Raw genomic sequence first — 11,669 nt, 5'->3', positions numbered from 1 at the left:
TAGTGTATCTACTTTGTCGTTGGTTAACTAGTGGACGTTTTGGCAGGTTGCTGATGGCAATTCGGGATGATGAAACTAGGGTGAGATTTTCAGGGTATAACCCTACAGGCTACAAGGTTTTGGTCTTTAGCATTTCAGGTGCGATCGCTGGTATTGCAGGGGCGTTATATACTGTGCAAACAGGGATTATTAACCCAAGTATTATGCAGGTGGCTTTCTCGATTGAGATGGTAATTTGGGTTGCAGTGGGAGGCAGAGGTACTTTGATTGGGGCAATCCTGGGCACTATGTTAGTCCGCCTAGCCCAAACTTCCTTAAGTGAAAGTTTTCCTGAAATATGGTTGTTTTTTCAAGGTGCATTATTCCTAACTGTAGTGACAGTACTACCCGATGGCATTGTCGGTTGGTTTAAAGACTATGGTAGTCCTAAATTGCGATCGCTGATCGGACGAGATCAACCTTTGGTTACTTATCCAAGCTTAGTAGAAGATCCTGAAGTGCAACAGGAGAGAGATGAGATAGAAAGTAATAGGTAATAAGTAGTCGTGCAAAATTAATTTCTTAGTTGAAACTGGGTAAAAGGAAAGGGGAAAAGGTGAATAATAATCTGTAATTAATTTTGTTTAGGCACTGAAGTTTTTAGAGATGGATACTAGAGGATGAGCAAGATATTAGAAATTGAGAATTTAACCGTTAGTTTTGGTGGCTTTAAGGCACTTAACAACTTAAATTTTAGTCTCGATTCAGGAGAACTTAGGGTTATTATTGGACCGAATGGTGCAGGCAAAACCACTTTTTTGGATGTAATTACAGGTAAAGTTCAGCCAACTAAGGGTAGAGTTCTTTTTAAAGGCAAAGATCTCAAAAAAATACCAGAATATGAAATATCTCGGATGGGTATTGGTCGCAAATTTCAAACCCCTAGAGTATATTTAAATTTAACCGCCAAAGAAAATTTAGACTTAGTTTGTAACCGCAAGAAAAACGTTTTTCCAACTTTATTTGGTCAGTCTAATCACAGTGAGCAAAGAACTGTGGCAGGTTTATTAGAAACAATTGGTTTAGATAAACGAGCTAATCTTTTAGCAAACTTGTTATCTCACGGGGAAAAACAAAGACTAGAAATCGGCATGTTAGTTGCACAATCTCCAGACTTATTGTTAGTAGATGAACCCGCAGCAGGATTAACAGATGAAGAAACCGAAAACGTCGGTGCATTGTTACTTTCTTTAGCTGAGAGCCATTCCATTATTGCGATCGAACATGATATGGAATTTGTCCGTCAAATTGCTAATGATAAGGTGACAGTATTGCATCAGGGTGCATTGCTATGTGAAGGAAAAATGGACGAGGTACAAAATGATCCCAGGGTAATTGAGGTTTATCTGGGAGAAGCACCAGAATAAATAATAAATATGACACTTGACCGTATCAAAAATGAATAATCTAGAAATTTTAGAAGCTTATTTAGAAGTAGAACGTATTCAAGCCTTTTTGGAATATGCATATTTTAGCCAATGGGCAAAGTTAGATTCTTTTCTGAAATCATAGGAGGAAGTACTGAAGCGAACAGAAATGAACAATTAACAGTTATCTAACTTGTTAGCTGTTAGTTTACAATACTCTTCTTGATCGACAGAAACATATATTGAGCAAATGAAAACAGAGCATTTTGAAAATATAGATTGTTATCGTCAAACTGTTGAAGATTATTTACTAGAGCATGAAGCCGCTCATTGCTTAATCTTAGGTATGTGTTCTCAAAAAGATTTTAAAAAACAACCGTATTTAATAGCAGTAACTCAAAACGAGCTTATTTTAAGTACTGCAATGAGAACTCCACCTCATCAGTTAATTTTGTCTCGATCTCGATCCGAAGAAGCGATCTTTGAAATCATCTCTAATCTAGTCGCCAATAATATATCTTTACCAGGTGTAATTGCACCCAAATCAGAAGCAATTGCTTTTGCTCAAATGTGGCAATCTCTGACTGGGCAATCTTATTGTTTAAAGTTGGCACAGCGCATTTACCAGTTGGAAACCGTAAAAATAATTAATTATGCTGAGGGCGAATTACGTTTGGCAACGAAAAGTGATCGCTCTTTATTGATCGAATGGATTAGAGCTTTTGAAATCGAAGCAATAGGAGAAGTAAGAACAGAACAACAATATCAAGATTGGTACGATCTTCGTCTGAAAAATAAAAGTCTATATGTCTGGCAAAATGATATCCCCTTATCAATGGCAGGCTTTAGTGGCTCGACTCCTAACGGAATTAGAATTAACGCTGTTTACACCCCTTTAGAATACCGTAAACAAAGATACGCTAGTTCTTGTGTAGCTGCTTTGAGCCAAACCTTATTAGATAGAGGAAATAACTATTGCTTTTTATTTACTGATTTGGCTAATTCTACCTCTAACAGGATTTATCAAAAAATTGGTTATCAACCTGCATGCGATTTCGATAGTTATAAGTTTGAACAAAATTAAAATTAATCATGACACAATCCATAATTAACCCGCACCAAGCAACAGATTTAATGTTGGGAATATCAGATTTAAACGTATATTACGGCGAAAGTCATATTTTGCGTAATGTGGATCTGAGTGTGCCTTCTGGGCAAATGGTATGTTTAATTGGGCGTAATGGTGTTGGCAAGACGACTCTACTAAAAACTATTATGGGTTTGTTGTCACCCCGCACTGGTAATATAGTCCTTGGCGATAAGCCCGGCGGCATGGCTGCGCCACTCTCCATAACCAAATTAACCCCAGATCGTCGCGCCAAGTTGGGTATAGGCTATGTCCCTCAAGGAAGAGAAATTATTCCTCGGGTATCGGTTAAAGATAATCTTTTGTTAGGTTTGGAGGCCAAGCCTGAAGGAAGAAAAGGTAATGAATCTATTCCCGAAGAGATATTTGAGCTATTTCCTGTCTTAAAAACTATGTTGTCCCGCATGGGAGGAGATTTGAGTGGAGGACAACAGCAGCAGCTGGCGATCGCTCGTGCGTTGATGGGCAAACCTCGTTTATTAGTGTTGGATGAACCCACCGAAGGTATACAGCCCTCAATCATTCTGGAAATTGAAACGGCAGTTAAACGGATTATTGCTGCTACTGGTATTTCTGTCTTATTAGTCGAGCAGCACCTCCACTTTGTCCGTCAAGCAGATAAATATTATGCGATGCAAAAAGGCGGTATTGTGGCATCTGGCAGTACTAAAGAACTGAGTCGAGAAGTTATTCAGCAGTTTTTGGCGGTTTGATTTATATTGAATTTGATAGACCGCTATCTAATTGACAGGGACTCGGCTGAAAAAATAGTAAAATCACTATTCAGTTGACTGCAATATAAAATCCTGTTTACTACTTTATGTCTTTAAATGCCTCTGATCTAGCTTTTACCTCAGCCTTAAAACAGGCTAAGTTAATTAAAGAGCGCCAGGTGACTCCTCTGGAGTTGACCGAAATGTATTTAGACCGCATTGCTAAATACGATTCTCAAGTGGGCAGTTTTAATTATGTTGCTCAAGAAAGTGCGATCGCCGAAGCTAAGTTGAAAAGCGCCCAGCTAGAGCAAACTTTAGATACTAGCTATCTACCGCCTTTTTTTGGTGTGCCGATCGCCATTAAAGATCTCAAGTCCGTTGCGGGTATGCCTACAAGCTACGGCATTGTTGCCCTCAAAGATCAAGTTGCGACCTACGATGATGGCGTGGTCAGCAAGATTAAACAGGCAGGGTTTATTATCTTAGGAAAAACCGCAACATCCCAACTAGGTTCTTTTCCTTACACCGAACCAGAAGGGTTCGCGCCAACTCGCAATCCGTGGAACTTAGACTATACCCCTGGCGGTTCTAGCGGTGGCTCATCGGCGGCGGTGGCTGCGGGTTTTTGTGCGATCGCTTTAGGAGGAGATGCGGGTGGTTCAATTCGTGGTCCTGCTGCTTGCTGTGGTCTGGTGGGAATTAAACCAAGTCGGGGGAGAATTTCTTTTGCGCCTGTGGGCGATCGCTTGAGTGGCTTGGGAACTCACGGCATTGTAACTCGTACCGTAGCCGATGCTGCTGCTTTTTTAGATCTAGCAACTGGCTATATAACGGGCGATCCTTACTGGCTAGAAAAACCCGAAGTTAGCTTTCTCAGAAATACTCAACAGTCCTTACCTACGTTGAGAGTAGGTTATACAACGTCTCTTTTGCCTGTAGGACAACCCGCCCCCGAATGCCAGCAAGCCGTTACTCAGACAGTACAGCAGTTAGAAAGCATGGGTCATACTGCTATTCCCCAGGCGATCGACCTAACCCCCTTGATTGAACCTTTTAAAATCGTCTGGTCAAGTGCGGTAGCTGCTTCAGGAATTCCTGCTGAGGTGCTAAGTCCGATGAATCAATGGGTATTATCCCAGTCTGGTACAGCAGGAGAATACTCTCAGGCGGTAACTCAAATGCAGTTGTTTGCCCGACAGCTAGTAAGTCTATTTGCCCAGTTCGATGTTTTGGTTGCGCCAACCTATATGTCCCCTGCTATTAAAATTGGCGAGTGGCAAGATCTTAGTCCCGAAGCAACCTTTCAAGAGATTGTTAACTGGATACTCCCCTGTCCTCCGTTTAACGTTACAGGACAACCCGTAATTAATATTCCGACTGGGTTTGATCCCCAGGGAGTACCGTTAGGAGTTCAGTTAATCGGTCAACCAAACTCTGAGGCGACAATTATTGCCCTGGCTGCTCAACTTGAACAGGCTCGAGCTTGGAGTCAGTTACGACCAGGTGATTTTATTACAAAGCCATAAGCTTCAAGCCTTTGATACTCAATCTGGTAGCACTCTTAAAAAACTTGCTATCTTTATTGCTAATTGGAACGATTAACACCATTGCCAACAAAAGCCAGAGTTAAACTATCGTGGACTAAGAAGTGGTTTAGATGATAAGCTCTTTCTTCAGTTTTCAGTAAAATCTGCTCGTACAGGTAGCGAGTAGCGCGATCGCCTAAACTTTCTGCTTGTGATGCTTGTTGACGTAGTAACTTGATAATTTCTTGTTCTGCTGCGAGATCGTGTTCTACCATTTGACGCTCGTCAAAAACACCATCTTCTTCTTGCTCAAAGCAACATAGTTCCGCTAATTTACGAAAACTTGCAGCAGGAATACCACCCAGACCATTTTGACGTTCGCCTATTTCATGAACATGTCCCTGAACTTCTTCATAGCTTTCAGCGAAAAACTCATGCAGTGAATAATATTCAGAGCCTTCAACTACGAAATGATGTTTTTGATATTGTAAGTACAAACCTTGGAAACTAGACAAGACAGCATTAAAACCTTCACATACTGGCGTAGTGACGCTTTTATCTAGCAATACTGGATTGTCTTCTACGTGACCAAAAGGACGTAATAGACCTGTGGTAGTAGACATAATTCTTGCTCTCTCATTAAATAATTTTTATTGACAATATTAACTTAACACGAATAGCTTATTGCGAATAAAAAAGTTATTAAGTAGTTTTTGCGAGATTGACACAAAGCGCTCTAAATCGCCAGAATTACTATCTTTTCATTCTTATAAGCTATTGCTACTCATCCAGATTGCGGTAGAATGAATTTTTTTAAATACTCTTATTATCAATAAGCCAAAAAACGGTAAGTTAGAAGTATTTATTACAAGTATTAATCCCAGTGCGATCGCACTTCTTTGTTTTGTTATGTAGTCTAACCATCAACCGTATCTTGTCTTGAATTAATTGATTTGGCTTGATGACTTTTTTTGATAATCAAAATCAATTAGAATAAATTTAGTTTAAACGAGATTTAAATGATGGTTGCATTACAGCCTCTTGTTTCCGAATTCACTATTGTTGGTAGATTAGAAGATTTTGCAATTAGTTCTAAAGGTCGTATTAAGTATCTCTCTTTGTCAACTCTAGAAGCAGACTATTTGATAGCCGTAGCCAAATCACCAAAAAATCTCTTAGGCAAACATCTCCAACCTGGCTGCCATTTAAAAGTAACGGGGATGCGGAAATATAAATTACATCAAGAACAGGTTGAGTATAAAGCCTACAGAGTGGAATTACTCTCAGAACAATCGTCTCATCAAACAGCGATCGCAGCTAAAAGAGCAAAAACCAAGATATTAGTCTGTCAAGGCTCAAGCTGTGGCAAAAAAGGCAGTCAGGCAATTTGCCAAATATTACAGACTGAACTAAAAACCAAAGGTCTAACCGATCAAGTAGAAATTAAGACTACTGGCTGTATGAAGCAGTGTAAGCAAGCTCCTTGTCTAATTATGCCAGTCAGAAATTCTTATACTCGAGTGCAACCCCAGCAAGTATCTAAGCTAGTTAGCAAATATTTACCGCCAAGCGATTAGTATGACTTATCGTTTAGTAATTAAATCTGCACAAATACAGCAAGAGCAAATTATTTTAGATACTCAGCAATTGCATTATCTTTTGCGGGTATTACGCTTGGGTAATGGCGATCGCTTTTTAGCATTAGACGGGATCGGTAATGCTTGGATAGCCGAAATTAAAGATCGTTCGGCACAGATTATTCAATCAGTTGCCATTAAAACAGAGTTGCCGATTTGTTTAAGTTTGATGACGGCTTTGCCCAAAGCTAGCGGCTATGAACAGGTGATTCGTTGCTGTACTGAAATAGGAGTAAGTAATTTTATCCCTGTAATTAGCGATCGCACTTTACTCAAGCCTAACTCCAATAAAGTTCAACGTTGGCGCAAAATTGCTAGCGAAGCAGCAGAACAGTCGGAAAGGAAAATCGTCCCCAAGATCATAGAACCAATCGAATATATTGCGGCAATTGAGCAAATTGAGCAAGTTGAAACAACTCAGAATAAATATATCTGCGTGGCGCGGGGAGATATCCCAACTCTTTGGCATAGTTTACAACAGCAAACTCAGTCAGAAATTCTCATCGCCACAGGCTGCGAAGGAGGCTGGACAGAACTAGAAGTAGCCAAGGCGATCGCTCTAGGTTTCCAACCCGTATCTTTAGGCAACCGTATTCTACGTGCTATTACTGCACCAATCGTCGCTAGTTCAATTGTGACGGCGGTTTTAGAAGCTAAAAGCTGAAGATAAAAATCAGCTAATTTAAATGAAATCAAAATATATCAGCCGTATTTTAGTATGCGTCAATACAAATAATTCCTAATTAATCGAGACGAAAGCGTAATTTTAAGCTTTAATCATATCGATACGACAAGCACACCAAAGATACTATGAAATTACCAAAAAAGTTGAAGTTAGCGGCAATTTTTACGGGAGCGATCATTTTAACTACTTCGCTGTTATCAGTACCAGCCGTGGCTCAGTATACTGAAGCACCAGTAGCAGAAGACAAGGTAGAGGCGATCGCTGTTCCTGCTGGTGCAATTGGCTACAATTTAAACGTAATTGAGCAAATTCCTGGTAAGCAACAGTGCTACGCGGAAAAAGGTTCTAACCCAACCATTATCGATCCTCTCTGGACTAAGTTTGATTTTACGGGAAGCTGTAATCGTTCGACAGATAGTAACGGTTATTCAGTACGTCTTGATGGTCAAGATACTAGTTTGGATTATCGGCTTGATGTGATTACTAAAGGAGATCAACTTCAGCTAATTGCTACCAACAATCAAGACGGTGCCGATTTAGTGGTCGGTCAGACTAACGGCAAACCTGCTCCTGGGGAATATGTCAAAATCAACCTGAATCCAGGCTGGAAGTTTACCAAAAAAGCTTATCAAGGCAAAACATTGGGTCACTATTTCTTGAGCGGAGATTCAACAGCGATCGCTGCTGCGGGAGATGCTCCAGAAAATGTACCTGGCGCTACTGGTAGTTCTAAATTTAATGACATTGCCAGAGACATCTATAAGACAGATATCGAGAACGCAGTTGCCCTAGGATTTATTGCAGGCTTTAAAGATCAAACTTTTCGTCCGACAGAATCTTTAACTAGAGAACAACTAGTCTCCATGGCTTTTGGCTCGTTAGAAACCATTGACGGTTTGGATCTAAAAGCTTCTGTAGTGCCGACTCAGCCTTATCCCGACGTGGATTCTGGTCGCTGGAGTGCCAACAAAATTCAATGGGCAAAAGAGAACGATATTGTTAAAGGTTATCCCGATGGCTCGTTTAAACCTGGCAATCCTGTCACGAGAGCTGAATTAGTCGCCGTCCTCCAAAATCTTGCCAAGTATGCTAATACTCTCCAGGGTAAGAAGCCAGAGTTAGCTACTAATCAAGAGCCAATCAAATTCTCTGATACTGCCAATCATTGGGGTGCAGCGAGCATTTCTACTATGTCAGCCTATTGCGGTGTAGCTTCACCTTATAAAGAAATAGGAGATTCATTTAAGCCTGATGCTCCAGCGGAAAGAAACTATGCTGCTGCTGCTACTCTCAGAACTCATGATTGTTTAACTAAAAAAGCCCAAGAAAATAATCAAACTAATACCAATTCTCAAAAATAACGAGAGATTTAGGACAGGTTTAGCTTTAAGCTTTGACCGAAGGGAATCCTTGAGGATAGCTTTGATGGATATTTCAGCCTTTTCATTGACTCTAAGAAGATTTTTGATCTTTCCAGCTACTTTTAGGAATTAGTACAATCAATAAAAAAAGGGGCAATTGCCCCTTTTTTTGCCAAAATCTAATCGTCTGATTGATTATTAACCGACGGAAGAAAAGTAAACTTTAGACTTAACTGGATCGGGATTCATAGTCTGATCTCCTTCTTGCCACCCTGCTGGACAAACCTCATCAGGATTATTCTGTACATGCTGGATCGCTTTTAAAGTCCTTAGAGTTTCCTCTACACTGCGACCAAAGGAGAGATTGTTAATCGTAGCATGTTGAATAATACCCTCTTTGTCGATAATAAATAGTCCTCGTAGCGCCACTCCTGCTTCAGGATCAAGCACATTGTAAGCAGTGCTAATTTCCTTTTTAATATCAGAAACTAGAGGATAATCAATATCTCCAATTCCCCCTGCTTTGCGCTCAGTCTGAATCCAAGCTAGGTGAGAAAATTCGCTGTCTACAGACACCCCTAAAATTTCAGTGTTAAGGGACTTAAAATCCCCATGGCGATCGCTAAACGCAATAATTTCCGTAGGACAAACAAAGGTAAAGTCTAAAGGATAGAAAAACAAGACCACATACTGACCACGATAGTCAGATAGCTTAACAGTCTTAAATTCTTGGTCGAAAACAGCCGTAGCCATAAATTCAGGCGCTTCTTGCCCTACTCTTAAACATCCTTCTGTAGTCATAGTTCTGCTCTTTATAATTACCAAGCAACGTTAAGTTGACAAGTTATATACATTTTACGAATCTTAATCAATATATCATACTCATAACGGCATCGAGTTAACCATCAATCAAGAAGTTGGACGGTGAACAAAATTTCTTCGTCCTAAAATGTAGCTTATAACTACATTTTAATTTTTTCACTACCTCTCCCAACAGCAGAGTATAGTTTCTCATTTAGAAAGAAAACTTTCTTTGGCTAATCGATATGGTCTTACCAAACGGTATAAAAATGAGAGAGATTTAGGTAGCGTAAAGGGTAAAAAATTCCATTCTTTGGCAGTGGGAGTAAATAAAATATCTAAAAAATAAAATATTTGTTCAGATAATTGTTTTCTTAATTTAAATCGAAAATCAATTTTTTCTTTTTCTGTAAGGGAACATTCAAAAATTCCCCGTTTAACTTTATTAGCTAAAGCTATAACAACCTCGTCTATTTCAATATTCTGTTTGATAGTTTCTGAAAGCTCAATCTTCAAAATATTTTCGACTAAACATAAACCAAGACTCAACATCCGCTCTACTTTCCATTCTTTGGCTCTCAAACTAATCAATTGCCAATCAATTTCTAAATTTGACTGTATAAACTCTGCAACATCGCAAATCCATTTAAGCTCTGACCAGCAATGCTTAGAACCATGAAAGCAAAGATATAACAGCATATCTTCTGAAGAAAACTGTTTGATTTCTGTAGCACCTAAATAAATAGAACTTGAATTAGAACTAATATGTTGAAAATTCACAGGAAAAAAGCGATTTATCCTTCTTTCCGTTAATGACCATTGTAAATCTATAACAATGTTTTTTTGAGCATGAAATAGCTCATACTTTTTCTGAGTTTCTTCTGACTCTAGAAACTCTTGATATGTCATATATGGATGCCTTGCTAATTGAGCAATTGGGGATGGAAGTTGATAGCCCAGGGAAACAAGTAAATTGACAACTTCAAGAGAATTTTTTTCTTCAATAAAAACATCCAAATCACAAAACTGTCGAAGAGCAAGCTGTCCATAAGCTTTGATAGCTAGGGTAGGTCCTTTAAAAGTAATTGCCTCAACTTTATTATCTTCTAAAACCTTTAAAATTTTAATTAGTTCGGCAGTTAAAAGTAGATTTCTTTGAACATTAGCTTGAAAATGCTGATGTAACTGGGTAAGAATTTCTACAGGAACCTGTTGGGGAAAAGTGCGATTAAGATTATAATAAACTAGCGGTACAATACCCTGCTCCGCTGCAACCTTGAGTAGGTAATGCCAATCTAGTTTTTTTTCTAATAAAGCTTTAATATTACTAGTAAAGCATTCATCTAGCTTAGTACGAGCGCAGCATAATATTAACTCTATTTCTAGGTTTTTAGTTTCAAGAGTATCAAAAGCTGATATTTTATTTAAAGTTTTAATCATGTTTTTTAACGATAATTTTGAGCTTGAGTTTCAAATAAATGGGCATAACTTTTTTGTAGTTTGATTAACTCATCATGGGTTCCGCTTTCCACAATTTGTCCGCCATCCATCACATAAATGCGGTCTGCCATTTTGACGGTAGACAAACGATGGGTAATTAATACCGCAGCTTGATCTTTAATTAACTCACGAAACTTTTTAAATATTTCATATTCTGCCTTGGGATCCATCGCGCTAGTCGGTTCATCCAAAACAATCACTTGCGAGTCTCGTAAAAAGGCTCTAGCAAGGGCGACTTTTTGCCATTGACCGATACTCAATTCTTCACCAGTATCAAATAGTTTACCCAAGATAGTATCGTAACCATGAGGCAATTTGGCAATCACATCATGAGCGCCAGAACGCATGGCAGCGGTAAAAATATTTGGATCTTTTAACTCGATCTCAATATTACCCAGACGAATATTTTCCTCAGCGGAAAAATGATATTTAGCGTAGTCTTGAAAAATAACACTTGTTTGACGGCGTAAGTCGGCAATTTTGAACAACTTTAAATCTACACCATCGATAGTGATATTACCGCTGGTAGGATCGTACAAACGGCAGAGCAATTTGATCAGTGTTGTTTTGCCCGAACCATTTTCTCCCACAAGAGCGATCGTCTCACCAGGCTTGATACTTAAGTTAATATTTTTAAGAGCTTGACGAGCAGAATCAGTGTATTGAAAACTAACATTATTAAATACAATCCCTTGTTGCAGGGTTAGAGGAAGAACTTTTGGATGTTCTGGTTCAACGACTGTTGGTTTTAAATCCAAAAACTCATAAAGATTTGCCAGGAATAAATTATCTTCATAAAGACCAGATACGCTAGTCAGAGTAGCTTTTAAATTGTTCTGACCTCGTTGCAGAGCCTGATAATAGAGAACTAAATCACCGAGTAATAAAAC

Annotated in this window: 12 protein-coding genes and 1 pseudogene; 9 read left to right on the top strand and 4 right to left on the bottom strand. The window is 39.0% G+C overall.

The features are described from left to right. From C7B62_RS21210 to C7B62_RS21190, 6 genes and pseudogenes are all read left to right on the top strand, one after another. Positions 1-536: pseudogene (locus C7B62_RS21210) on the top strand (urea ABC transporter permease subunit UrtC); the annotation flags it as partial. A gap of 123 nt (positions 537-659) precedes the next feature. Then, the gene (urtD, locus tag C7B62_RS21205; RefSeq protein ID WP_106241981.1) at positions 660-1,406 is read left to right on the top strand and encodes an urea ABC transporter ATP-binding protein UrtD; all 747 of its coding nucleotides are present in this window, start codon (positions 660-662) and stop codon (positions 1,404-1,406) included. 16 nt (positions 1,407-1,422) lie between these two features. Continuing rightward, positions 1,423-1,551, top strand: a complete 129-nt coding sequence (locus C7B62_RS26930) for a hypothetical protein (RefSeq protein ID WP_255414074.1) — start codon at positions 1,423-1,425, stop codon at positions 1,549-1,551. A 105-nt stretch (positions 1,552-1,656) separates the two neighbouring features. Beyond that, positions 1,657-2,490, top strand: coding sequence for a GNAT family N-acetyltransferase (locus C7B62_RS21200; RefSeq protein ID WP_106241979.1), 834 nt, complete (start codon positions 1,657-1,659; stop codon positions 2,488-2,490). A gap of 50 nt (positions 2,491-2,540) precedes the next feature. Next, the gene (gene urtE, locus C7B62_RS21195; RefSeq protein WP_106241975.1) at positions 2,541-3,266 is read left to right on the top strand and encodes an urea ABC transporter ATP-binding subunit UrtE; all 726 of its coding nucleotides are present in this window, start codon (positions 2,541-2,543) and stop codon (positions 3,264-3,266) included. Positions 3,267-3,373: 107 nt separating this feature from the next. Then, entirely contained in the window at positions 3,374-4,795 is a 1,422-nt protein-coding gene (locus C7B62_RS21190) for an amidase (RefSeq protein WP_106241972.1), read from the top strand. A 59-nt stretch (positions 4,796-4,854) separates the two neighbouring features. Here the strand turns inward: C7B62_RS21190 and C7B62_RS21185 are convergent, their stop codons facing one another. Further along, positions 4,855-5,418 carry a Dps family protein gene (locus tag C7B62_RS21185; protein ID WP_106241969.1) on the bottom strand — a complete coding sequence of 188 codons (564 nt, stop codon included), beginning with the start codon at positions 5,416-5,418 and terminating at the stop codon, positions 4,855-4,857. Between the two features lie 396 nt (positions 5,419-5,814). On the opposite strand from C7B62_RS21185, the gene C7B62_RS21180 reads away from it, so the two are divergent. The 3 genes from C7B62_RS21180 (at position 5,815) to C7B62_RS21170 (ending at position 8,478) form a co-directional block, all read left to right on the top strand. After that, positions 5,815-6,372: a (2Fe-2S) ferredoxin domain-containing protein gene (locus C7B62_RS21180; protein ID WP_233220087.1), complete on the top strand. Its 558-nt coding sequence runs from the start codon at positions 5,815-5,817 to the stop codon at positions 6,370-6,372. A 1-nt stretch (position 6,373) separates the two neighbouring features. Then, the gene (locus tag C7B62_RS21175; protein WP_106241966.1) at positions 6,374-7,096 is read left to right on the top strand and encodes a 16S rRNA (uracil(1498)-N(3))-methyltransferase; all 723 of its coding nucleotides are present in this window, start codon (positions 6,374-6,376) and stop codon (positions 7,094-7,096) included. Between the two features lie 146 nt (positions 7,097-7,242). Then, on the top strand, positions 7,243-8,478 hold the full coding sequence (locus tag C7B62_RS21170; RefSeq protein ID WP_106241962.1) for a DUF3747 domain-containing protein: 1,236 nt from the start codon (positions 7,243-7,245) through the stop codon (positions 8,476-8,478). Between the two features lie 198 nt (positions 8,479-8,676). Here the strand turns inward: C7B62_RS21170 and C7B62_RS21165 are convergent, their stop codons facing one another. The 3 genes from C7B62_RS21165 to C7B62_RS21155 all read right to left on the bottom strand — a co-directional run. Further along, positions 8,677-9,279, bottom strand: coding sequence for a peroxiredoxin (locus C7B62_RS21165; RefSeq protein ID WP_106241959.1), 603 nt, complete (start codon positions 9,277-9,279; stop codon positions 8,677-8,679). Positions 9,280-9,489: 210 nt separating this feature from the next. Next, on the bottom strand, positions 9,490-10,719 hold the full coding sequence (locus tag C7B62_RS21160; protein WP_106241957.1) for a nucleotidyltransferase family protein: 1,230 nt from the start codon (positions 10,717-10,719) through the stop codon (positions 9,490-9,492). A 5-nt stretch (positions 10,720-10,724) separates the two neighbouring features. Continuing rightward, on the bottom strand, positions 10,725-11,669 hold a 945-nt coding region (locus C7B62_RS21155), incomplete at its 5' end, for an ABC transporter ATP-binding protein (protein ID WP_146132162.1).

This window comes from Pleurocapsa sp. CCALA 161, from assembly GCF_003003995.1.
Classification (GTDB): domain Bacteria; phylum Cyanobacteriota; class Cyanobacteriia; order Cyanobacteriales; family Xenococcaceae; genus Waterburya.
The sequence above is the reverse complement of the archived record's forward strand: the minus strand, read 5'-3'. Positions and strand labels throughout refer to the sequence as shown.

Coding starts and splice junctions, on each gene's coding strand:
- urtD (WP_106241981.1), top strand. CDS start 660: ATGAGCAAGATATTAGAAATTGAGAATTTAACCGTTAGTTTTGGTGGC.
- C7B62_RS21200 (WP_106241979.1), top strand. CDS start 1,657: ATGAAAACAGAGCATTTTGAAAATATAGATTGTTATCGTCAAACTGTT.
- urtE (WP_106241975.1), top strand. CDS start 2,541: ATGTTGGGAATATCAGATTTAAACGTATATTACGGCGAAAGTCATATT.
- C7B62_RS21190 (WP_106241972.1), top strand. CDS start 3,374: ATGTCTTTAAATGCCTCTGATCTAGCTTTTACCTCAGCCTTAAAACAG.
- C7B62_RS21185 (WP_106241969.1), bottom strand. CDS start 5,418: ATGTCTACTACCACAGGTCTATTACGTCCTTTTGGTCACGTAGAAGAC.
- C7B62_RS21180 (WP_233220087.1), top strand. CDS start 5,815: ATGATGGTTGCATTACAGCCTCTTGTTTCCGAATTCACTATTGTTGGT.
- C7B62_RS21175 (WP_106241966.1), top strand. CDS start 6,374: ATGACTTATCGTTTAGTAATTAAATCTGCACAAATACAGCAAGAGCAA.
- C7B62_RS21170 (WP_106241962.1), top strand. CDS start 7,243: ATGAAATTACCAAAAAAGTTGAAGTTAGCGGCAATTTTTACGGGAGCG.
- C7B62_RS21165 (WP_106241959.1), bottom strand. CDS start 9,279: ATGACTACAGAAGGATGTTTAAGAGTAGGGCAAGAAGCGCCTGAATTT.
- C7B62_RS21160 (WP_106241957.1), bottom strand. CDS start 10,719: ATGATTAAAACTTTAAATAAAATATCAGCTTTTGATACTCTTGAAACT.